This window comes from Burkholderia sp. SJZ089, assembly GCF_007828315.1.
Lineage (GTDB): Bacteria > Pseudomonadota > Gammaproteobacteria > Burkholderiales > Burkholderiaceae > Burkholderia > Burkholderia gladioli.
This window is the reverse complement of the sequence record NZ_VIUM01000003.1, coordinates 229,846-252,281: the sequence shown is the minus strand read 5'-3', so window position 1 is coordinate 252,281 and position 22,436 is coordinate 229,846. Positions and strand designations below refer to the sequence as shown.

The window sequence follows — 22,436 nt, the reverse complement described above, 5'->3', positions numbered from 1 at the left end:
CCGCACTTCATTCCCATGTCCGCAACCGATCCCAACTCCGGCTACCTCAGCGACGTGACGTTCCCGGACCGGTTCCACCGCGAACTGTCGCCGGTCTGGCTGAACTATGCCGGCGTACTCGGCGGCGCGCGCCCGAAGGCGCTCGACCAACCATTCCGCTATCTCGACCTGGGTTGCGGCTTCGCGCATTCGACGGTGATCAACGCGGCCGCCTTCCCGCACGCCGAATTTCACGCCTGCGATTTCAACCCGGCCCATATCGAGGCGGCTTCGCGACGCGCGGCCCGGCTCCGCGTAAGCAACACGGTGTTCCATCAGACCAGCTTCGAGGCCCTGCTCGAGGCGGAGCTGCCGTCTTTCGACTTCATCGTGATGCACGGCATCTACAGCTGGGTCGACGCCGACGTGCGGCGCGTGGTGCGGCAGCTGCTCGATCGCCGCCTCGCCGACGGCGGACTCGTCTATCTCAGCTACAACTGCGAGCCGGGCTGGTCGGCCGAGGCACCGCTGCGCAAGCTGATGCTCGAGCTCGCCCAGGCCGCCGACGGCGACATCGAGACTCGCACCGGCAGCGCGCTGGCGGGCATGCAGCGGCTCGGCATCCCGAGCCTGCGCTACTTTCGCGACAATCCGGCCGCCACCGAGGCACTCGCGGCACTCGCCGGCGATCCACTCGACTATCTCGCGCATGAATTCCTGAACGGCACCTGGCAGGTGCATTACTCGGTCGACGTGGTCGACGAGATGGCCGAGGTTGGCCTGGCCTATGCGGGCAGCGCGACGCTGCCCGACAACCATCCGCTGCTGCTGATGGACCGGCCGGCCGCCGACGCGATCGCCGCCTTGCCCAACGCGCGGCTGCGGCACCTGGGCGAGGACTTCGCGGTCAACCGCCGCTTCCGGCGCGACGTCTTCGTACGCGGCGCGCGCGCGGGCCGCTCGCCCGCCGACGCGATGCGCCATCTCGACGAGCTGGCGATCGGCTGCTCGGGCGCGCTCGAGAAGATCGAGCCGCGCATGACGATTCCGCGCGGCGTGCTCGGTTTCCAGCCCGACTTCATCGCCGACCTGCGCGCCTTGCTGGCAGGCGGTGCGCTGCCGATCGGCGAGATCGTGGCGCGGCTCGGCGGTACGCAGCACAACGCGCGCGAGATCATGCAGAACCTGCTGTTCCTGGTGGCGGGCGGCTCGCTCACCCCGTTCGCGCGATCCGGCGGCCCGGATACGAGCGGCCCGCGCCGCGCCGCGAGCGCGGCCACCGCAGCTGCGCTCGCCAGCGGCGGCACGCCGGCGGCAACGGTGTTCGTGCCCTGCGAGGTGCTCGGCAACGGCGTTGCCGTGAGCGGCGAGGAAGCCGCCCAGGCACTCGCCTGGCTGGCGGGGAACCCGGTGGCTTGCCCCGAGCGGCTCGCACGGCTGGGCGTGTTGCGCGGCGGTTGATGGTCGTTGCCGTCACGGCATCGGCTGTCTGCGGTGCTGCCCGGTGCCCGGTGCCCGGAGATTTCAGGCCCGAGGCGTGGAATACAGCACGTCGATGGGATAGGGCAAGGCCAGCGTGGGCATTTCGTGCCGATGAAAATACGCGATCGATTTCGTCTCGCTATCGATCGGCTCTCCTGTCCCGCCCACGATCTGGCAAGCGAACAGCGTCACGACATACTCGAGCTGATCGCCGCTCGGATAGGTGTAACGAAACTCCCGCCCTCCGAACACACCGAGGATGCCCTTCACGTCGACGCGATATCCCGTCTCTTCCATCACCTCACGAATGATGGCCTCCTGCGGCGACTCCCCCAACTCGATCCCGCCGGCCGGAAGGCTCCAAGGCTCGCCCGACGCCTTCTCCTGCAACAGCAGGCGCCCCTGCTCGTCGTGAATCACGGCTGCCACGGATGGGCTGATGATCCGTGCATTCCCGACATGGCTGCGAAGCCAACCGATATAGCTCTGGCCGTTCATGAGATGGCTGAGTCGAGTGAACCAGCCGACGATTCTAAAGCACCGGAATCACATCCCCCGCCACGCCCGTCACGATGTTCTTCGATCCACCGGTCAAGAACGCCGACCCGAACTTGTAGAGCTGGTACTTCCGGTTGTTCAGGTAGTTCGAGTCGAAATCCTTCCTCGGCTTCGCCCACTGGTTCGCGATCTCGTCCGCGCTGTATACCTTGTAGCCCGAATCCTCGATGTACTTCGCGCTCCAGTTGTGCAGGCGGGCCAGATACTTCACCCCGGCATCGTATTGCGACTGGTTGATCACGCAGCGCCCCGCGAACATCTTGAGCAGGTGCATCTTGTTGATCGCCCCGCTGTTCAGGATCAGCGCCGAAATGAGCGGCACCCGCGTCGCGTAGTACTTGAACCACGTATTGAATGCGATGGGATCCTGATGAATCTTCAGTGCCGCGAGCCCCTGGAATTTCTCCTTCGCCTCGGCCACGAACTTCCGGAACAGGTGCAATTCATATAGGCGGTAGGCCGTCTTGATCAGCACCTCCACCGCCGACACGACAAAGCTGACCACATGCGCCGCCCCCAGCGAGGCGACCTGCAAACCGAATTGCACGCCCGAGCGCAGCGTCGCGTACAGGTTCTGCGCCGCGATCACCGACATCTTGGTTTCCAGCGCATGCACGATGGTGGCCGGCGTGCCGTCGACCACCTGCACGTCCTGCCCGCTCTGCCAGGCCTTGTATCGCTGGAACACGGCCTCGACGAGCGTGTTCACGGCGGTGGCGAGATTCATCGACACGCCGTATGTCGCGTTGGCCACCGTCGACAGAAAACGCTTCACCAGGAAATCGGTCAGGGCCCGCAGATCCTTGAAGGTGTTTTCGTCGATGAAATTTCCCGCCGCGGCCCAGGCCTGCCTGAAGGCCCCGAAGATCTTGTCGGACAGCGCGATCTCGCCGTTGCTCAGCACCTCGGGAGAGCGATGGAACAGGATCCCCGAATCGACCGTGAATTGCGTCGAGGGCGGGTCTGCCGCCTTGGTGCCGGCCCCTCGCGCGTCGAGCTTCTTGGCGAGCTTTTCCGCCTGGGTGCGAACCCCGGTGCTGCTGATGTTCCTGACATCGGTGACGATCTTGCCGGCCTCCTTGCCGGCCTCGATAGCCCCGAAGGTCAGCCCGGCATTCGACATGTCGAACACCCCGCCCGTCACGATCTGGAATTTGCCGCGCTCGCACTCGAGCTTGGAGAAGAACCAGAGGATGCCGGCGCGCGCATTGGCCATGTCGTCCACCATGAACCGGGCCGATCCCGCCAGCACGTCCAGGTCGACCGAATAGAGCCACGCGTACAGAAGGGAGAAGCACTCCGTCTTCTTGTTGCGGGCATTCCGCTTCCACTCGTCGCCCATGCCGCTGCCGCGGCGCCAGGCGAAGAACGCGTTCTCGATGATGCGCAGATTGCCGGGCGACTTGCCCACCTCATAGGCCTTGATGGCCATGTCGAGCGCCGCCAGCCTGGAATCGCGGCGGCCGATCGTCAGCTCGGTCTTTTTCTTCCACTCCTCGTAGGTGAAAGGTAGGGGCTGGAGCCCCATGCGCTGTCTGGATTGCATATTCGACCTTGTCAGCTCTCAATTTGTCGTGCGGCACGGGAAAAATGCTGCGACAGACATCTCGGCCCTCGATGCATCGAAGGCGCCCTCGGTGGTACGTCCAGATCGTCTTGAGTGTCTGTCGCACTCAAGAACGCTTGATGGCGTGGATCTATTCCGTGTGCAGCCTCTCGAATTCGACGACGGGGGCGGACGTGACGCGGTCACGATCGGGGATGAACGTGTCATGGACGTGAAGCGGCGATGACGGCATGACGCCGGCCGAATCGATATCCGAATCCCCTGCCACTCTCGTCGAACTTCTCACGAGAGATGTCCACCTTCAATCGATGAACCGCCGCCGTCCCGCGAGAACCGCGAACACGGCAACCAACGCACTGACGACGATCAGCACGGCCAACGGGACACGCCAGGCCCCGGTGGCGGCATGCAAGGCCCCCATCAGCAGCGGGCCGACAGCCGAGCCGGAATATCCGATGAACTGCGCCATGCTGGACAGCCTGGCCGCCTGGTCGTGATGGTGGGTACGCAGCGCGAACAGCGACAAGCTGGTGGTCATCGAGAAGCCCGCGCCGAGGCCGGCAACAACCAGCCACGCGGCGGATACGGGAGCACCGCTCCAGAGCCCGAGCGTGCCGACGAGCAGAGACGCGCCGCACACGTAGCCCATCGCACGCTGATCCTTCATGCGCTTGATGAGAGGCGCCGAAAGCAGGCTCGTCGCCACCGCGACCACCTGGTAAAGCAGCAGATCGAACCCGGTGGAAGCGGCGGACTCGCCACGCTCCAGTCCAATCGACGCGTACCAGGTCACGAGCGAATAGAACACGAACGAATGGCAGGCGAAGAAGCCTGAAATCTGCCAGCCGATCGGGTGTCGCCAGGGCGAGACCGAGCCGGCGGCGCTTTCCTTGCGCACCGCGGGACGGTGTTCGAAGCGCAGTTGCGGCAGCCACGTCGCGAACGCCGCCACGGTGATGATGATGCTCATCCCGATGGCGACGCGCCAACTGGAGCCGGGTAGCGACGCGACGGGCACCGCCAGGCCCGCGGACAGGCCCGCCGCGCTGGCCATGGCCGCGGCGTAGAGGCTGGTGTGGAAGGCGGAGCGCTCCGGGAACTCGCGCTTGACGAGCCCGGGCAGCAGGACATTGCCGATGGCGATGCCGGCGCTCAACAGCAGCATGCCGAGCCAGACTGCACCATCGAACGGGCAGGAACGCACGACGGTGCCGACCAGGATCGCGACCAGCGCGGCACCGATGCCGCGTTCGAGGCCGATTGCCCTGGCAATCGCCGGCGCGACGAGCGACAGCAAGGCGAAAACCAGAAGCGGCAGGGCACCCAGCAGGCCGGCGGCGGAATCGCCGAGCGACAGGTCGGATTGAATCCGGTCGAGAACGGGACCAAGGGACGTGATCGGTGCGCGCAGATTGGCGCCAACCAGGACGATGCCGATGGGGAGAAGATAGCCACGGCGCAATGCGGCCGCGTTGACGTAAGCGGATTTCATGATGCGTGAACCTGCGCAATCGAGCCTGCCGGGAGAGCAAGCCCAATGATTTGCGTTGGTTCACGTTAACGCTTACGCGAGGATCGGGAAGTGGATTGAACCTCGTCTGCGGCGCAGTGTAACGAAGAGAGTTCGCGAGTGCAAGCGAGTGGCCGATTCACATGGAATCGCGAGCCGCATCACTGGATTCGACATGGGCCGACCGTTCGTCGAACGAGCCCGCTACCGGTATCGCCCGATCTCGCATCGGCATCCATCATCAAGCTTTGTTTCAAGCCAATGAGCCCGTCGAGCATTCCTGATTTCCACCGGCCGTCGCTTCGCATTCACCGCCAAGCCATCGCGCACGAGGATTTAAATCCCGCCGAATCGCCCACCCGACAAGCCTTCCCCACCCGCCGCCCGCGCCACCCGCCGAGCCTCGGAGACTCACCTCGGCATTACCCCCATTCCCAACACGAAAATAATTCGGCGTCGGTAAAAACCACCTTCACGACACGCTTTTTCACACTCCCGGCGCCGCTTCCCCTGCGTTCGCATACCGCGTTCTAGCTTCGCATCCGCCACACGCCGCTATCGAGCGAGCGCCTACATTAGCCGGAACGAAAGCTCAGGCTGCGACCAGACTCGACGGACCCATGAAACTGCTGCGGATTCTGACCGGCACCCACGCAGGCGCGCAATTGCAGCTCGCGCCCGGCGCGCACCGCATCGGCACGGACGACGCGGCCGACATACGCCTGACGGACTGGCGCGGTGCGGATCTGTGGCTGACGGTGGACGATTCGGGCGTGGTGTCGGCGCAGGCGGTGGCCTCGGCCAACGCGGGCGCGGCGGCCGGCAACCCGACTAGCGGCCCGCTCGAGACCATCCTGCTGATCGACTTCGTGCCGATGCAGTTCGACGGCACGATCCTCTGCGTCGGTGACGAAACCGGCGTCTGGCCGTCGGACTACGAGCTGCTGCAAACGCTGCTGGCCAAGCCGGTGCCGAAGGCCTCGCCGCTGCGCCGCCGCTACCTCGGCATCGCGGCGGCCTGCTTCGGCGTGGGCGCGGTGATCGTGACGGTCTCGGTGCTCTCGACGGTGCAGATGAGCCGCGCGGCCCTGCCGCCGAACGCCGACGACAACGCGCGCCGCGTCACGGAAGCGCTCGCGGCGGCCCGCATCGACGGCCTGAACGCGCACGCGGTGGGCGACACGGTGGTGGTGACGGGCATGCTGGCCAGCTCGGCCGACGATTCGGCGGTGCGCCAGTTGCTGCGCCGCCTGACGATCACCCAGGTCGCGCCGCAATACGACGTCGCGCCCCAGGTGGCGCGCAGCATCGAGGATTCGCTCGGCGTGCCCGGCGCGCGCGTGCAGTACGGCGGCGGCGGGCGCTTCGTGATCAAGGGCTCGGTCGGCAACAAGATGGCGCTCGACGCGGCGATCGCGCGCGTGCGCGCCGATCTCGACCCGAACGTGAAGGACATCGTCGCCGACGTCTCCGAATCGGCCAGCAACGCCACCTCGACGGACGCGACGGCCTATTCCGAAATGATCTCGGCCGACGGCGTGCAGTACGCGCAGACGCCCGACGGCGTGAAGCACATCTACGCCTCGGATCCGCAGGACGCCTCGGCGGCCGACGCGGCGGCGGCAGCCGACAACGCGGCCAATGCCGCCGCGAACGGCGCGACCGACAGCGGCGTGACAGGCGCGAACGGCACCGTCAGCGGCAACGCGAACACCGGCGTCAGCGCCCCGGCCAAGGTCGCGGCCACCGGCACGGCAGCCAGCGCGCAGGCCACGCCCGCCGCCGGCAAGCCGGCCCGGGCCGGCGCCTCGCGCAAGGACGCGGCCGCCAAGGCGGCCAACGCCCCGGGCGCCGCGGGCCAGCGCAACACGGCCGACGAATTCGTGCCGCTGCCCTCGGCCTCGGCCGAGCTGCCGCGCGCGGCCCGAACCCATGCGCCGATGCTCGCATCGGCCACCCGCCCCGCCGCGCTCGCGCAGCGGGCCGAACCACCGTCCCGGCAGCCGGCTCCGCCGATCGCGGGCTGAGCCCGGCACGTCACCCCAAGGGATCAACCATGTACGAACCGCTCGACCCGTACGCCAAGGATTTCAACGAGATCCGCACGCTGCTCAACGCGCCGGACAGCCAGGACCGCGTCAACGCACTGCGCGCGGCGCTCGACGCGACCGCCGAGAAGATCGGCGCGACGCCGTCGACCAACGAACTCGACCGCAGCAACCTCGCGAAGCTCTATCGCGGCTTTCTCGCGACCTCGCGGGCGCTGGCGAAGCTGCAGGAGCAGCGCGCGAACGCGTCGTAACCGATTCGCGGGCGGTCCACCGTCCTCGAACGCTGCCTGCCGCGCGCGGCCCGGGCTTGACCGCCCGGTCCGGGCGTGGCCGGTCATGCACCGAAGTGGCAGTTCCGTAGTTTTCGCAACCAAACCTAGACACGCGAGGTACACAATGCCTTTTCCGAATGTCAGCTCGATGGCGGGCACCATGGGCAACCTGGCCAGCACCGCCGGTAACGTGATGAACGGCGCCGCCAACACGGCCGCCGGCAGCGCGGATTCCGCATCCACGCAAGCGCAGATGCAGAGCATCAGCAACCAGATGAACCAGATGACGCTCGCCTCGGCGCAGATGCAGCTCCAGCAGAGCATGGCCGCATCGCTGGCCAACGTGATGAAAAGCGGCGCGAGCAACGTCAAAAGCGCATCGCAAGGCGGCTAATCGCGCCAACCGGCGTCGCCTCACGCGGCGCCATCGCGGCGGCCATGCCCGGTTCCGGGCGGCCGCCTCTTTTTGTTTTCTCGATTCACCCCCGATTTTCCCGAACCCTTAGCGCATCGCATGAGCTCCGACCGATATACCTGGCTGATCGAGGATCTGTGCGCCGTCATCGACCTGCCCGACGTCCAGAACGTGCTGGAGACGCGTGCCATCGAAGTGGAAGGATTCGACGTACGCCTCGATTATTTCGATAACGATATCGACGCGATGTATGCGAACTTCCACTATGGAACCGTCACCGCCGGCCGCACCCTGACGATCTTCCGCCTGATGCTGGAGGCGAACCTGCTGGTCTACGCCCAGGATCAGGCGCAGATGGGAATCGACACGGATACCGGGAACGTGGTACTGATACTGCGCATCCCGTTCGACAGCGGCGTGGACGGCGCGGAACTGGCGGACCTGCTCGCCCATTACGCGGAACACGGCCGCTACTGGCGGCGCAACATCATGGAATCGAGTGACGACATGTTCGACGGCATCGCATCCGGGGAGTACGTCTGGTTGCGCGCTTGACCGCCCGGCGCCGCTCGGCCGATCAACCCGAGTCTGGTGCCACGCGTAGTCCCCGATGTCGAAATCCGTCTCTCCGCGCGCGCCCATCCGGCGCCGCGTCCCGGCGCCGGCCGATACCCCGGGCGGCCGCACCATCGCCTTCTCCCGCTTCTGGCTGCTGCGCGACGCGGGCCTGCTGATCGCCGACGGCGAGATCGTCGCGATCGGCGCGCGCCCGCTCGCGATCCTGATCCTGCTGATCGACGCCAACGGCCGCGCGGTGCCGGTGGCCACGCTGCGCGACGCGGTCTGGCCGGGCCTCGAGGTCGACACCAATACCGTCCAGTCCCAGATTTCCGCCCTGCGCCGCGCGCTCGGCGACGACCGCGACCTGATCGAGACCGTGCCGGGCCGCGGCTACCGCTTCGCCGGCGACCTTCGCGTGGTGGAACGGCCCGATGTCGACGGCGGCGAGCGCCTGGCGCGCGATGCCGCGCCGCCCGACGAGCTGATGGCGCTGCCCGACGCCGACGCCGAAACCGCCGCGCCGCGCGCGCGCGACACGCTCACCCATGCCCAACCGCACGACCCCACCCCCTTCGTCGGCCGCCACGCCGAGCTGGCCGAGCTGCTGGCCACGGTGCCGGCGGTGCGCGCCGTCACGCTGACCGGCGCGGCCGGGATCGGCAAGACGCGCCTGGCGATCGAGGCCGCGCGCGGCCTGGCGCCGTCCTTCCCGGATGGCGTCGCCTACGTGCCGCTGGCGACGCTGTCGGCGCCCGATCGGGTGGTGCACGCGATCGCCGACGCGCTCGACGTCGACACGCGCGGCGGCGAGCTGGACGCGGCCCAACTGGCCGACACATTGCGGGAACGGCGCTTGCTCGTCGTGCTCGACCATGTCTCGCCGGTACGCCACGCGGTGGCGCGCGTGATCGAGCATCTCACCGCCGCCACCCAGGGCGTGCACGTGCTCGCCACGGGCGACACGCCGCTGGCGGTGGGCGGCGAACGCGCGATCGCGGTGGCGCCGCTCGGCGTCTCGGCCGACGCGCACCAGCCCTACGATTCCGGCAACAGCGACGCACTGGCGCTGTTCTTCGCGGCCTTCGCGCGCCGCCAGCGCCGCGACGGCACGCCGGCCGCCGCGCGGCTGCCGGCCGACGCGCTGGCCGCGGCCGCCTCGATCTGCGCCAGCCTCGACGGCATGCCGCATCCGGTCGAGCTGATGGCGGCCGACCTGGCCGCCGCGCTGGCCTCGAACGGCGACGTGCGCTCGGTGTTCGTGGCCTGCGCCACCGACCTGGACCGCTTCCTCGCGCAGCGCTCGGGCTCGCGGCGGCGCCTGCTGCCGCACGCGGACCTGCAGTTCGCCTGCCTCGATTTCGTGCATGGCCGGCTCGACGCCGGCACGCGCGCCACGCTGCGCCGGCTCGGCGTGTTCCACGGCGCCTTCGAGGAAGGCGCGGCGATCGAGCTGCTGATCGCCTTCGACCGCGCGATCGGCCTCGACGACACGCCGCCCGAGGCGGCCCGCCGGCGGCTGCGCCAACTGGTCAGCGCGGGCCTGGTCGACGACGTGGAATGCGACGGCGAGCTGCGCCTGCAACTGCCGCCCTCGGTGCGCCGCTTCGCGCTGGCCACGCTGGCGCGCACGCCCGAGCGCGCCACGCCGGGCGCGCTGCACGCGGCCCTGATCGCGCGCATCGTGGCGCGCCGCTTCGGCGCCGGCCCGTTCCTCGCGCCGCCCTCGGTGCGCCACGACCTGGCCGACCTGCGCGCCGCGCTCGAATGGGCGATCGACACCGGCAAGCCGGAACTGGGCGCGGACCTGCTCGACCACTCCGCGCCGCTGTGGGTGCGGCTCGCGCTCGGCGACGAATACGTGGGCTGGGCGCGGCGCGTGGCGATCTGCGGCAACGACGGCGAGGTGCGCCGGATCCGCCCCGAGATGCGCGTGGCGGCGGCGCTCGCCAACGCGCTGACCTGCAAGCGCAACGCCGCCGGCGAGGCGGCCCTGCAATGGCAGCGCGCCTACGAGATCGCCAGCGCCTGCGCCGACAATTCCACCCGGCTGCGCGCGCTGCTGCACCTGTTCTTCCGCGCCCAGATCCGCGGCGAGACCGATCGCGCGCGCGAGTTCGCGCGCAAGTACGCCGAGATCGCCGACGCGGCGCACTGGCCGGCCGCGCAGCACAACGCGCGGCTGATCGAGGGCCTGCTGCGCGCCTATACCGGCGACCTGCACATGGCGATCCCACTGCTCAGCGGCATGCCCGACGGGCCCAACGTCGCGCTGCCCGACGTGATCCGCGAGGCGCGCGCGCTGGCCACGCGGCACGGGCTGTCGCTGCACCTGATCGCCGGCGCGGCGCTGTCGACCGTGCAATGGCTGGTGGGCGGCACGCCGCGAGAATGCGAGATTCCCGAGCTGAACGCCACCGACAACGAGCCGCTGTCCTGCTGCGTGGCGCTGCGCCATGCCTGCGCGCTGGCGGTGGTGGACGACGACGCGCCGCGCGCCGAAGCCTACGCCGCGGCGCTGGTCGAACTGGCCAGCTCGACCGCGCCGCGCCGCTGGCTGCGCACCGGGCTGGACGTGCAGCGCTGGCTGCTGAGCCGGCAGGGCGACGCCTCGGCCGCGCTGTCGCTGGTGGAGGAGATCGCGCGCCGCTTCGAATCGCATCGCGTGCCGCCGGTCGAGCTGGCCTTCGTCACCACCCTGCTGCCGGCGATCCCCGTGGCCACCACGCCGGCGCTGGCCGACACGCTCGCGCAGGGCATCGCCCAGGCGGTGCGTCGCGCCGATCGCACCGGCGAGCGCTGGACCATGCCCTGGCTGCTGCATCTGCAAGGCGTGCTGTCGCGCGCGCGCGGCGAGGCGCACGAGGTTACGCGGCGCGGCTTCCTGCAGGCGCTGCGCTGCGCCACCGAGCAGGGCGCCTATCGCATCGTCGAGCGGATCCGCGCCGATCTCGACGCGCTCGACGGCACCGCCGGCGGCTGATCGGCCGCCGCATCACATCTGCATCGACATCCGCATTCGCATCGACGCGGCGCACGCGATACTTCGGATCACGCAACATCGCTTCGGCCGGTGCCGCCGCGGTGACTAATGGCTGTCATCCACGCCGCCTACCATGGGCTTCCATACCGAGATGCGAGCCTCGCGCCAACGGGCGCGGCTCGCATGCGTTCCCGGAGCCCCGATGCCGTCGTTCAAGCCTGTCCTCGCCCGTCTCGGTATCGGTGGTAGCGGCACGGCCGATGCCAAGCCGCGCGGCGATGCGCGAGGCGTGCCCGGCATCACGCACGCGGTGCCCACGCCGGCCGCGCAACCGGGCGCGCCGCTGCCGGCCCCGCGCGCGCGCAACGACGCGGCACCGCCCGAGCGTCCCGCGCCGCCTCCGCAGCCCGAGCACGCCGCCAATCGGGCCGAGAACCGCGCCGCCGCCCATCCCGATGCGGATGTCGCGCGGCGCCAGCAGAACACCGATCGCCTGAGGACGCTGCGGCCCAGGCCGGCCGCGCAGGACACCGGCCCGTCGCCGGGCGTGTTCGCCAACGCGGCCGCGCACGTGCAGGCCGCCGCCACCGAGCTGTCCACGCCCTTCGGCCAGTATTCGAGCACGCATCGCCCGCTCGCCGCCAGGCAGTACCGCACCGACGTCGAGCGGCACGCGCCCGATACCAAGGCCGCGCACGCCGAGGCGCTGCGCCGCCGGGCCGGCAAGCGGGTCGGCGCGGCGCTCGGCGGCGCCCTGCCGGCGGTGCCCGAGGACGATCACGAGGACGCCGACGAGCGCAGCACGCGCCTGGACGCGCTCGAGCATCCCGAATCGCTCGACCGGCTGGTCAAGGCCTGGTTTCCCGAGCCCGCCGGCGCGCCGCCGGTGGAGGGCGGCGAACGCTCGGTGCTGACCGGGCAGCTCGCCGGGCTGGGCGCGCCCGAACATGCGCCCGCCACGCAGCGCGGCGCCCTGCTGGCGATCGCACTGCGCGGCGCCGGCGCGCACGACGCCGCCGACGCGAAGGCGATCGTCGAGGCGATGCGCACGCTCGACTTCTCGCAGATGGACCGCGCCACCAGCGCGCAGCCGGCCGGCGCCGCGCAACCGCTGGACGCCGCGCGCGCGCGGGCCTGGCTGGCGGCGCGCATCCTGTCGCGCAGCGACGAGGGTTTCGACGCGCTCTGCACGCTGCGCGGCACCGATCCGCGCGAGGCGCCGATGAAGACGGCCGCGCAGCGCGTGATGCTGCAGGCGGCCGACCACGCCGACCCGGGCCCGCACGACACGCTCACGCGCGACAACGATCCCGCGCCGGGCGCGGTGCGCGAGCGGATGCAGGTGCCCGGCGCCGAGCCGACGCTGGCCGCGCGCGCCTTCGAGGCGGCCGCGGCGGCGAACAGGCGGGAAGTGCGGGACATGACGCCGGCGCAGAAGGGCGACTTCTTCGCCTGGCGCCAGAACTTCCGCGAGGACGGCGCCGGCACGCCGCTGGCGAAGACGCGCGAGCGCCTGCACAAGTTCACCGGCAAGACACTCGATCGCGCCGCCGAGAACCGCTGGAAGACCTTCGCCGCGCGCGCGGTCGGCAAGCATCGCTCGCCGGTGGCGGCGCTGCGCAGCGGCACGGCCGACGTCACGCGTGCCACCATCGCCAAGGAGCTCAAGGCGCTCAAGGCGGTGGCCGAGCATCGCGGCGCGCTGATGGACCAGCCGATGATGCAGCCGCGCGCCACGCTCGCGCATGCGCACGCCCCGCACTCGCTGGTCGAGCTGGCCGCGCTGCACGTCTGGTTCGAGCACGGCGGCTTCCCGACCGGCAAGCCCGACGCGGCGCAGATGAAGCAGATCGTCGCCAAGGCCAACAGCCTGCGCGACGATCTCGCCAAGGCCGACCTGTCCGACTCGCCGGCCGATGCCGAGGCGCGCGACAAGCTGCTGGCCGACACGGCCTCGTGGGGCGGCAAGGACGCGCAGAAGCACGAGGCCTTCACCGCGCTGAACCAGGCGCCGTTCAACCTGGAGCGGATCACCAACTGGGCGCAGCGCGCCGATGTCGAGGATGCCGAGTTCGTCGCCGCGCTCGACACGCTGCGCGGCGACGCCAAGAACCTGCCGCACACGGTGGCCAGGCCGCAGCGCCAGGAAGTGGTCAAGGCGATGTCGCAGGTGGCCAGGGAACTCCCGTCGGGGGCCCGGCTGCGCATGCAGGACGGCAACCGCTTCGGCGCCAGCACGCGCGGGCTGTCGGCCAACGTCGGCAAGCTGCTGAACGTGCATGGCGTGCCGCTCTCGCCGCGCGTGGACCTGCGCGCCACCGGCAATCGCACCGCGATGGTCGAGCTGGGGCGCAGCAACTACGGCGCCGAGATCTTCATGGGCACCGCGAAGAGCGTCAGCACGCAGGCCGGGCTCGGGGTGCGCGTCGGCTACGACTTCGACGTCGGGCTCTCCTACGTGCGCGCCGGCGTGACCGCCCAGGCGGTGCTGCACCAGCACGAGCGCAACGAGCCGAGCGGGGTGTCGCTGCGCGTGACGCGTCGCGTCAAGGAAGACGGCAGCAACTTCGACGACAAGACGCTCGAGAAGAAATACGCGGCGGTGTTCGACCACCTGGTCGAGAGCTCGGCTCAGGCCAGGACCGGCACCTCCGGCGACACCTGGAACCGGCTCGCCGACAAGTTCATCGAGGATCCGGACATCTCGGTCGGCTGGACCGACGGCATCGACGACACCACTCGGCGCGGCGCCTCGGTCGACGTCGGCGTCTACGGTGGAATCCCGCACTCGCCGCTGACCGCCGGCCTCGGCCTGGGCATCGGCTACGCGTCAACGCGCGAGCACACGCGCGAGGTGCACGACGACGGCGGCTCGCTGCAGATCGAGCAGCACCGCTCGGGCGGCGGCTCGCAGTGGGTGGCGCGCCTCACCGGCGGGCTGAGCGGCTCGGTGCCGGTCGGCCACAAGCCGCATACGGTCGGCGTGGGCGTCAGCTCGCTCGACACGCCCTCGGCCAACCTCGCGCTCAGCGACTCGGGCGTCGAGTCGCGCGTGCAGATCGCGCGCGACAACGGCGTGCTGATGCCGCGCTCGTGCATCATCGACGTCGAGTACAAGTCGACCAGGACCTTCACGCACGCGGTGGACATGCAGCGCGGCGCCTGGCGCGATCTCTACGCGCTCGACCACTTCAAGCAGAGCCGCATCGACATCGACCAGGCCACGCCCGAGCAATGGGATGCGGCCCACCAGGCGGCGGACAGGAAGATCGACACCCTGCTCGGCGACATCCGCGGCAACGCGGCGCCGAACCAGACCTACTTCCACCGCTTCCGCCTGCGCAACGACGCGGCCCGGAAGATCGACGCGCTGGCCGCCGCCGATGCCGCGATGGGCAAACCCAGCGCCGCCGCCGCGCGGAAGATCGACGAGATCATGACGGATCCGGCCTCGTGGATCGCCTCGGACCTCAAGGTCAAGGAGTCGAACGCGACCACCACGCGCGTGGGCCTGAACGCGGCGATCCATCTCAGCTCGGTCACCCAGGTGTCGGGCGAGCACGAGATCGTTTCGGAAAGCGCCGATTTCGCCCAGCTCGACAAGCTCGAGCGGTACCAGGCCAGGCTCGCGGCGGCGCAGCCGGCCGCGCCGGTGGCGGCTCCCGTGCTCGCGCCCTTGCCGGATCCGGCCGCGCTGCCGCGCCAGCGCCCGCCCGTGCCGACCCGGCCGGTGCCGCCCACCCCGCCGCAGATGCAACAGCGCATGCAGGCGATGCTCGACCCGACCACCGCGCAGGCCGGCCAGACGCGGCCGACCATCGGCGCGATGCTCGACGGCAGGAACCGGCCGGCGCGCGACGCGCTGTCCGAACCGGCGGCGAGGCCGCCGCGCGCGGCGCAGCCGCAGCCGCAGCCGCAGGCGATCCGGCCGGCGCCGGCGCAGACGGGGTTCCAGACCTTCGGCGCGCTGGGCGGCCGCCCGGCCGCGCCGCCGCCACCGCCCGCGCGCGCTCCCGCGCCACCGCCTCGCGAAACGGCGCTCGATCCGATCCCGGCGGCGGACACGCGCGTGGCGTTCCAGTCGTTCGGCGCGCTGGCGGGGGCCCGCACCCCGGCGCCGGCGCGCACCACCACCGCGCCGGTGCAGACTCCGGCCCCAGCGCGCACGGCGACGCCGGCCCCCCAGACCGAAACGCCCTATATCGACGAGGACGGCGACGAATTCTTCGACGCGCGCGATACCTTCGAGGAACAGGCCCCGCCCGCCACCGGGCGCGCCTGACGCCGGCATCGGCCATCTTGCCCGCGTGTGACAACGGCCGGCGCGCGGCGCCATGGCTTCGCCGCGCGCAACTCGGTTTCGCGTTTGATTTCCTGCTCGGCTCGCGCACTCGCTACCGTTGGCTGAAACAAGGCCGGTGGCTGCGCACGAGCGCGTCGGGCGGCCCATCGCAACGAGAGGGCCAACATGCCGCCAGGAATCAAATCGAACAGCCCGGTGCTCGCACCAACGACCACCGCGACCACCGAAACGCCCAACCCGGCATCGACTTCGCATGTACCGACGCCGCCCTCCCCGACCCGGCAAGCCTCGAACCAGGCGCTGAAGGGGCTGCAGGGCCAGGAGGACACGCGCGGCTCGGAAGGCGAGGGGCCGCGCCAGACGCCCAGGTTCAGCACCTCCACCCGTTCCGCCAGCTCGCACCCGCCGCCGGTCGCGCCCAAGCCGGTGGCCTCGAGCTCGCGGCTCGCGCCGCCATCGTCGAAAATGCAGGCGCGCCGCCTGCCGGCGCAGCGCGCGCCGCAGCACCTGCATCGCGAGGCCGCGCAGACGCTGGCCACGAGCGGCCAGCACGAGCCGAGCACGGCCACGCTGGCGATGCAGCAGATGATGCCGAGCATTCCCGAGGACGCCGAGCTGGGCCCGCTGACGCCGGCCGAGCAGGACCTGCTGACCCGCATGCGCGAGGTGGCCTCGGGCAACGAAAGCACCGAGATCGGCGGCGCCGACATGGCGCTGGCGATGCGGCACATGATGCCGCGCGTGCCGCCCGATGCGGTCCTGCACGGGCAGCACGGCGCGATGAGCCCGGCGGAGCGGCAACTGGTGGGCCGCATGCGCGAGATGGCACGGATGGTCGACCAGATGGAGATCGAGCCCCTCAGCGAGGCGCAGCTCGACCAACTCGAGGCGGGCCTGATGAACACGCCGGTCAAGCAGCCGACCACCGAGGGCGAGAAGCAAATCCACCAGGCGGTGACCCAATTCATCACGGACGTCGCCGAGAACAATTTCGACAATCGCGCCGGCCGCCTGGCCACCTCCTTCGCGCACTCCCTGCTCGCGCGCATCCCGTCCGTGGCGGTCACCACGCTGTTCCGCCAGATGGCCGGGCAGGGTTTCGGCAAGGAAATGGAGCACCTGCCCGAGGGCGTCAAGACCATGATCTCGGTGCTGCTCACGGCGGTGCCGCTGGCCATGATCTTCGCGGGCAAGATGCGCGACGACAAGAAGGGGATCGCGACCGACCGCAGCAACTATTCACGCCTCGCGCTGATTGCGATCGGCGGCACGCTCGGCCTGGCCGCGCTGGCCACCCAGAGCATGGGCAAGTCGGCCCCGGCGCTCGCGCAGTTCGTGCTGTATTGCCTGCTGCGCGACGGCGTGCAGCGGTTCGTCTCGGTCGGGCCGAAGGACAAGGAGCAGCCCGCGCCGTCGCCCGTGCGCTCGTTCGGCGCCGGCGCGGTCTACGCGGGCGACCAGATGGCGGCCGGCACCGGCATGAGCGAGCTGGCCCCGCACTCCGGCGCGGGCGCGGCCGACCTGCCGCCGCAATGGGCCAACTCGGCCACGCGTGCCGGCCTCAACCTGGGCGGGGAAGTGGTCGACGACCTGGTCTCGAACGGCATCGCGAGCGGCGACGTACCGCGCCTGGTGGCCGAGCTGAAGAAACCGACCATGGAGGACGTCAAGGACACCGCGGTGGGCGCCTTCCCGGCACGCGCCACCTTGTTCACCAGCAGCGCGCTGCTCTCGCAGATCCTCTCGGACACGGTGCTGGCCGGCAAGAGCGATTCGGTGGCCAACAACTGGGGCAATGCCGCGGTCGGCCTGCTGCTCGGCCTGGTGATGTACATGCCGTTCGCGCAGATGGGCGCCACCAAGAAGCCCGACGAGCCGAGCACGGCGAGCATCGAGGAGCTGCCCGATACGCCCGAACCCGAGCTGCCGCGTCCGCCGCAAGCCCACCTGGCCTGAGCCTGGGCACCACCGGGCGCGCTCGACGCGCAAGCCGCGCCGACCGCGCGCGGTTGACCGCCATGGCGCGGCTCGCTATCGTGCTCGGCACCTCGCCAGCCGGCGCGCCGCCCGCCCCCCGCCATGACCGACCTGCTCTCCCGTATCTGGACCCTGCTCGCCGAGGGCGCCAACCCGGGCCGCGAGCGCTCGCCGTTCACCATGCTGCAACTGGCCACGCTCGGGCTCGACGGCGCGCCCAGGGTGCGCACGGTGGTGCTGCGCGGCGTCGATGCCGGGCAGGGTTCGCTGCTGTTCCATACCGATGCGCGCTCGGCCAAGCTGGCCGAATTGCGGCGTGACGGCCGCGCCGCGCTGGTCGGCTGCGATCTCGCCGGCGGGCTGCAGATTCGCGTCGAGGGCACGGCGAGCGTGCTGGCCGACGAGGCCCGGCGCCTGGCGATCTGGCAGGCGAGCCGGCCGCGCACGCTGATCCTCTATCGCGCGCCGCTGCCGCCGGGCACGCCCGTCGCCGCGCCGGCCGATGCGCATCCTGCTTTCGCCGCCGCAGCCGACGACGCGCTCGACGGCTTCGCGAACTTCGCCGTGATCGAGCTGCGCGCCGAGGCGATCGACTGGCTCGACCTGGCCGCCGACGGTCATCGCCGCGCGCGCTTCGTGCGCGAGCCGGCAGGCTGGCAAGGCAACTGGATCGCGCCCTGAGGCTGACGCGCCGGGCGCCTCAGATCCGCAGCGCGTCGCTGCCCTGGCTGGCGCGCTCGTGGTCGCGCTGCGAGAACAGCCAATCGCGCAGATCCCGCAGCGGACCGCTGTCGGCCGCGCCCTGCGGATGCACGACATAAAAACCGAGCGACAGGGGAAACGAGAAATCGAGCACGCGTCGCAAGCGGCCGGCGGCGATGTCGCGCTCGACCAGCGGCTCGCTGGTCAGCGCGATGCCCTGGCCGTCGATCGCCGCGTCGATGGCCAGCGAGGACTGGTTGAAGCGCGGCCCCTTGGCCGGATCGACGGCCGGCCCGGCGCGCAGCGCCTCCAGGAACTCGGGCCACAGATCGTGCGCGTCGTGCAGCAGCACCTGGCCGGCCAGCTCGTCGACGCGGCGCACGGGCCGCGCCGCCAGCAGCGAGGGCGCGGCCACCGCGAACACCTCGAGCGGAAACAGCAGCTCGGCCGCCAGCCCCTTGCCGAACGGCGGCTTGCCGAGCCGGATCGCGATATCGACGCCGTCGCCGCGAAAGCTCGCCAGCTTCTCGTCGGCGATCACGCGCACCTCCAGCGCCGGCTGCGATTCGCGCAACCGGGCGAGCCGCGGGATCAGCCATTTCGAGGCGAACGAGGGCGCGGTGCTGATGCTCAGCGTGGACGGGCGCCGGCTCAGCGTATCGGTTGCGTCCGCAACGATCGCGAAGGCGCGCTGGACCGCCGGGAAATAGGCGCGACCGTCGGCCGTCAAGGCCAGCCCGCGCGGCAGCCGGTCGAACAGCGGGCGCTGCAGCACATCCTCGAGGTGCCGCACCTGCTGCGCGACCGCGCCCTGCGTCACGCCGATCTCCTCGGCGGCGAGCCGGAAATTGAGGTGGCGCGCGGCCGCCTCGAAGGCACGCAGGGCGTTGAGCGGCGGCAGGCGGCGATGTGTCGGGATGCGGGTCATACGGGAAACGCCGGGCCCGGCGGGCGGCGGCGATCTGCGGGACGAAGCGGGCATTCTAGCGCCGCGTGCGCGATCGGCGCCGGCGCCTCGCGGCGGGCACACCGCTGCGATCGCACCGCCGGCCCGCCGCGCTCACGCGCTTCGCCGTCCTGAGCGTCGGCGCGGACACGCTTTCGCCACGATTGCGCGGTAAAACAGGCTCTTTTCGTCTGCCCAGGACTGGTAGACTTGCAGGCGGCGCCCAGTGCGCCACCACGCAGGCTTGGCGCATCGCGCCGGCGCGCGCGTCGGAACCGTCCAGCACCCGCGGACGGCGGGGCCCGACGGCATGACCGCACGCGAAGCGTTCGGCCGGTCACGCAGTTCGCCGCAGTCGCCTGCCCGATCCCAATAGCGCCGCCCGCCGTCCACAAGCTGGGCGCGACTCGACGAAGGACCGTCACGTGCAGAGCAGGACCGAAGTTTACTCGTTGCCTCGCGGCCGGCTGGCAACGTGGCTGGCCGAGCCTGGCCGGGACACGCCGCACGAGATACGCGTCGCGCTGGTCGGCACCCTGTTCGGCACGCTGCCGATCTTCTTCGGCGGCGTCTTCAACACCATCGCCGTGGCCTGGGCCCTGGAGACCCGCCACCCCACCACGCTGTTCCGCATCTGGCTGTTCGGCGAGATCCTGATCTGCGCGATCCGCTTCGTGGTGCTGATCGTCTCGCGCCGGCGCGCGCTGCAGCACCGCCCGACGCCCACCGATTTCTACCTGAGCCTGGCACCGCTATGGGGCGCCTCGGTGGGCTACGGCGCCTTCATCAGCGCGATCAGCGGCGACTGGGTGGCGGCCACGCTGTCCTTCCTGTCGGCCGCCGCGATGGTGGGCGGCATCTGCTTCCGCAACTTCGCGGCGCCGCGCCTGGTGGCGGTGATGATCGTGCTCTCGCTCGGCCCCTGCGCGCTGGGCGCGCTGATCTCGGGCGAGAAGGTGCTGCTGCTCACCCTGGTGCAGATCCCCTTCTACCTGTTCGCGATGAGCGGGGCCGCGCGCCGCCTCAACGCGCTGCTGATCTCGACCATGAAGGCCGAGCGCGAGAACAGCCATCGCGCGCGCCACGACATGCTGACCGGCCTGCTCAACCGGGCCGGCCTGTTCAATGCCGCCAACGGCAGCGCGCGGGCCCGGATCCACGCCGGCATGACCCTGCTCTATCTCGACCTGGACGGCTTCAAGCCGGTCAACGACGCGCACGGCCACGAGACCGGCGACACGCTGCTTGTGCAGGTGGCCGAGCGGCTGATGCGGCTGGCCGGCCCGGAGGCGCTGGTGGCGCGCATCGGCGGCGACGAGTTCGTGATCGTCGACACCTGCCGCGACTACGACACGCCGCGCGACTTCGCCCATGCCATCGCCCGCGAGATCGCCCGGCCCTTCGAGCTGGCGCCCGGCATCACGGCCAGCGTCGGCGCGAGCGTGGGCATCGCCTCCGTGTCGGGCGAGGACACCGATATCGATTCGCTGCTGCGCATCGCCGACGCGGCGATGTACGACGCCAAGCGCAACAAGAAGGGCGACGCGCCCGAGGGCGCCCAGGCGAACGGCTGAGCGCCGCGCCACCGGCGATTCGTCCGGCCGGGTTGCCCGTCCGTTGCGCCGCGAACCCGCCTCGGGCGGGCGGCCAGACGATCGGCCGCGCTGTGCCATCATCGACACTCCCGATCCGGAACGGAGGCGACGATGCGCACGCAATGGTTCTCGCGGTTCTCCAGCTTTCTCTCCACCACCACCGGCCGCCCGGCCACCTTCATCCTGGCGGTCGCGCTGGTGCTGATCTGGGCCGTCTCCGGCCCGCTGTTCCACTTCAGCGACACCTGGCAACTGGTGATCAACACCTCCACCACCATCGTCACCTTCCTGATGGTGTTCCTGATCCAGAACACCCAGAACCGCGATACCGCGGCCATGCAGATCAAGCTCGACGAGCTGATCCGCGCGTGCGACGGCGCCCACAACGCGCTGCTCGACCTGGAGGAACTCGACGAGCACGACCTCGAGCGCTTCCGCCGCCACTACGAGCGGCTGGCCGAGCGGGCACGCAAGGCGCTACGCGAGGGCCGCCCGGACACGGATTCGCCCTTCGTCGAGACCGATCGGAATGGCAAGGACGACGGCGACGGGAACGAAGAAAACGATCGGGACGGCCCGCAACGAAGCTGAGGAAAAGCCGCGTCGGGAGAATGGCATGAATTATGTCTATCTACGTCATTTGAGACAAGGCGGAAGCTTGCCAGAATGCGTACACCGGTTCGACGACGAACCTCCCCCGAAACGCAGCAAGCCTCTGGAGAATGACCATGACCTCATCCCGCCCCGGCACCGCCCTCGTCACCGGCGCCTCGTCCGGCATCGGCGCCCTCTACGCGGAACGCCTCGCGCGCCGCGGCTACGACCTGGTGCTGGTGGCCCGCCAGCGCGACCGGCTCGACGCGCTGGCCAAGCGCCTGAGCAACGAGACGCAGGTCGGCGTCGAAGTGATGGCGGCCGATCTCAACGACCGCGCCGAGCTCGCGCGGGTCGAGGCGCGGCTGCGCGAGGATGCCGGCCTGAGCCTGCTGGTCAACAACGCCGGCATCGGCACCCACACGCCGCTGCTCGACAGCGACGTCGAGCGCATGACGAGCATGATCGAGCTGAACGTGACGGCGCTCACGCGCCTGACCTACGCGGCCGTGCCCGGCTTCGTGGCGCGCGGCGGCGGCGCCGTGATCAATATCGCCTCGATCGTCGGGATCGCGCCGGAAGTGCTGAACGGCGTGTATGGCGGCACCAAGGCCTTCGTGCTCGCCTTCAGCCAGTCGCTGCATCACGAGCTGGCCGCCAAGGGCGTGCGCGTGCAGGCCGTGCTGCCCGGCGCGACCGCCACCGATTTCTGGGCCACCGGCGGCTTGCCGATCGAGCATCTGGACCCGGGCATCGTGATGCCGGCCGCCGAGATGGTGGACGCGGCCCTGGTCGGCTTCGATCGCGGCGAGCTGGTAACGATTCCGCCGCTGCATGACGAGGGTGCCTGGCTGGCCTACGAAAGCGCGCGCCGCACGATGTCGGGCCAGTTGTCGACGAACTCGGCCGCGCCGCGTTACCGGAACGCCGCCTGAAAACAGACG

Annotated in this window: 16 protein-coding genes; 12 read left to right on the top strand and 4 right to left on the bottom strand. The window is 70.4% G+C overall.

The genetic code is table 11. From position 1 onward, the window contains the following. The first annotated feature begins 15 nt into the window (after nt 1-15). Nucleotides 16-1,440, top strand: coding sequence for a class I SAM-dependent methyltransferase (locus FB600_RS07185; protein ID WP_145756441.1), 1,425 nt, complete (start codon nt 16-18; stop codon nt 1,438-1,440). Nucleotides 1,441-1,503: 63 nt separating this feature from the next. Here FB600_RS07185 and FB600_RS07180 read toward each other — a convergent pair whose 3' ends face one another. The 3 genes from FB600_RS07180 to FB600_RS07170 form a co-directional block, all read right to left on the bottom strand. Continuing rightward, entirely contained in the window at nt 1,504-1,959 is a 456-nt protein-coding gene (locus FB600_RS07180) for an NUDIX domain-containing protein (protein WP_098182415.1), read from the bottom strand. A 34-nt stretch (nt 1,960-1,993) separates the two neighbouring features. Further along, nucleotides 1,994-3,547 carry a hypothetical protein gene (locus FB600_RS07175; RefSeq protein WP_098182414.1) on the bottom strand — a complete coding sequence of 518 codons (1,554 nt, stop codon included), beginning with the start codon at nt 3,545-3,547 and terminating at the stop codon, nt 1,994-1,996. A 340-nt stretch (nt 3,548-3,887) separates the two neighbouring features. Further along, complete coding sequence (locus FB600_RS07170; protein WP_098182413.1) at nt 3,888-5,078, bottom strand: MFS transporter; 1,191 nt, start codon at nt 5,076-5,078, stop codon at nt 3,888-3,890. A gap of 638 nt (nt 5,079-5,716) precedes the next feature. Here FB600_RS07170 and FB600_RS07165 point away from each other — a divergent pair. From FB600_RS07165 to FB600_RS07130, 8 genes are all read left to right on the top strand, one after another. Next, nucleotides 5,717-7,123: a type III secretion protein gene (locus FB600_RS07165; RefSeq protein WP_098151538.1), complete on the top strand. Its 1,407-nt coding sequence runs from the start codon at nt 5,717-5,719 to the stop codon at nt 7,121-7,123. A 29-nt stretch (nt 7,124-7,152) separates the two neighbouring features. Continuing rightward, complete coding sequence (locus FB600_RS07160; protein WP_013689020.1) at nt 7,153-7,398, top strand: hypothetical protein; 246 nt, start codon at nt 7,153-7,155, stop codon at nt 7,396-7,398. 145 nt (nt 7,399-7,543) lie between these two features. Further along, entirely contained in the window at nt 7,544-7,813 is a 270-nt protein-coding gene (locus FB600_RS07155) for a hypothetical protein (RefSeq protein ID WP_096752316.1), read from the top strand. Between the two features lie 120 nt (nt 7,814-7,933). Then, entirely contained in the window at nt 7,934-8,389 is a 456-nt protein-coding gene (locus FB600_RS07150; protein WP_013689018.1) for a CesT family type III secretion system chaperone, read from the top strand. Nucleotides 8,390-8,444: 55 nt separating this feature from the next. Beyond that, on the top strand, nt 8,445-11,375 hold the full coding sequence (locus tag FB600_RS07145) for an ATP-binding protein (RefSeq protein ID WP_145756440.1): 2,931 nt from the start codon (nt 8,445-8,447) through the stop codon (nt 11,373-11,375). 202 nt (nt 11,376-11,577) lie between these two features. Then, nucleotides 11,578-15,657, top strand: a complete 4,080-nt coding sequence (locus tag FB600_RS07140) for an autotransporter (RefSeq protein ID WP_145756439.1) — start codon at nt 11,578-11,580, stop codon at nt 15,655-15,657. A gap of 186 nt (nt 15,658-15,843) precedes the next feature. Continuing rightward, entirely contained in the window at nt 15,844-17,634 is a 1,791-nt protein-coding gene (locus tag FB600_RS07135; RefSeq protein ID WP_096752314.1) for a hypothetical protein, read from the top strand. Between the two features lie 123 nt (nt 17,635-17,757). Further along, entirely contained in the window at nt 17,758-18,336 is a 579-nt protein-coding gene (locus FB600_RS07130) for a pyridoxamine 5'-phosphate oxidase family protein (protein ID WP_096752313.1), read from the top strand. 19 nt (nt 18,337-18,355) lie between these two features. On the opposite strand, the gene FB600_RS07125 is transcribed toward FB600_RS07130, so the two are convergent. Beyond that, the gene (locus tag FB600_RS07125; protein ID WP_096752312.1) at nt 18,356-19,285 is read right to left on the bottom strand and encodes a LysR substrate-binding domain-containing protein; all 930 of its coding nucleotides are present in this window, start codon (nt 19,283-19,285) and stop codon (nt 18,356-18,358) included. 443 nt (nt 19,286-19,728) lie between these two features. Between FB600_RS07125 and FB600_RS07120 the strand changes: the two genes are divergently transcribed. The 3 genes from FB600_RS07120 to FB600_RS07110 all read left to right on the top strand — a co-directional run bounded on the left by FB600_RS07120 (nt 19,729) and on the right by FB600_RS07110 (nt 22,427). Then, nucleotides 19,729-20,877, top strand: a complete 1,149-nt coding sequence (locus tag FB600_RS07120) for a sensor domain-containing diguanylate cyclase (RefSeq protein WP_096752311.1) — start codon at nt 19,729-19,731, stop codon at nt 20,875-20,877. Nucleotides 20,878-21,009: 132 nt separating this feature from the next. After that, a complete protein-coding gene (locus FB600_RS07115) occupies nt 21,010-21,489 on the top strand; it encodes a low affinity iron permease family protein (RefSeq protein ID WP_096752310.1) in 480 nt (159 codons plus the stop codon). Nucleotides 21,490-21,626: 137 nt separating this feature from the next. Beyond that, entirely contained in the window at nt 21,627-22,427 is an 801-nt protein-coding gene (locus tag FB600_RS07110; RefSeq protein ID WP_098151533.1) for an SDR family NAD(P)-dependent oxidoreductase, read from the top strand. Nucleotides 22,428-22,436: the final 9 nt, after the last annotated feature.

Bases quoted from the DNA above. Each gene is read 5' to 3' on its own strand.
- FB600_RS07185 (WP_145756441.1), top strand. From the start codon at position 16: ATGTCCGCAACCGATCCCAACTCCGGCTACCTCAGCGACGTGACGTTC.
- FB600_RS07180 (WP_098182415.1), bottom strand. From the start codon at position 1,959: ATGAACGGCCAGAGCTATATCGGTTGGCTTCGCAGCCATGTCGGGAAT.
- FB600_RS07175 (WP_098182414.1), bottom strand. From the start codon at position 3,547: ATGGGGCTCCAGCCCCTACCTTTCACCTACGAGGAGTGGAAGAAAAAG.
- FB600_RS07170 (WP_098182413.1), bottom strand. From the start codon at position 5,078: ATGAAATCCGCTTACGTCAACGCGGCCGCATTGCGCCGTGGCTATCTT.
- FB600_RS07165 (WP_098151538.1), top strand. From the start codon at position 5,717: ATGAAACTGCTGCGGATTCTGACCGGCACCCACGCAGGCGCGCAATTG.
- FB600_RS07160 (WP_013689020.1), top strand. From the start codon at position 7,153: ATGTACGAACCGCTCGACCCGTACGCCAAGGATTTCAACGAGATCCGC.
- FB600_RS07155 (WP_096752316.1), top strand. From the start codon at position 7,544: ATGCCTTTTCCGAATGTCAGCTCGATGGCGGGCACCATGGGCAACCTG.
- FB600_RS07150 (WP_013689018.1), top strand. From the start codon at position 7,934: ATGAGCTCCGACCGATATACCTGGCTGATCGAGGATCTGTGCGCCGTC.
- FB600_RS07145 (WP_145756440.1), top strand. From the start codon at position 8,445: ATGTCGAAATCCGTCTCTCCGCGCGCGCCCATCCGGCGCCGCGTCCCG.
- FB600_RS07140 (WP_145756439.1), top strand. From the start codon at position 11,578: ATGCCGTCGTTCAAGCCTGTCCTCGCCCGTCTCGGTATCGGTGGTAGC.
- FB600_RS07135 (WP_096752314.1), top strand. From the start codon at position 15,844: ATGCCGCCAGGAATCAAATCGAACAGCCCGGTGCTCGCACCAACGACC.
- FB600_RS07130 (WP_096752313.1), top strand. From the start codon at position 17,758: ATGACCGACCTGCTCTCCCGTATCTGGACCCTGCTCGCCGAGGGCGCC.
- FB600_RS07125 (WP_096752312.1), bottom strand. From the start codon at position 19,285: ATGACCCGCATCCCGACACATCGCCGCCTGCCGCCGCTCAACGCCCTG.
- FB600_RS07115 (WP_096752310.1), top strand. From the start codon at position 21,010: ATGCGCACGCAATGGTTCTCGCGGTTCTCCAGCTTTCTCTCCACCACC.
- FB600_RS07110 (WP_098151533.1), top strand. From the start codon at position 21,627: ATGACCTCATCCCGCCCCGGCACCGCCCTCGTCACCGGCGCCTCGTCC.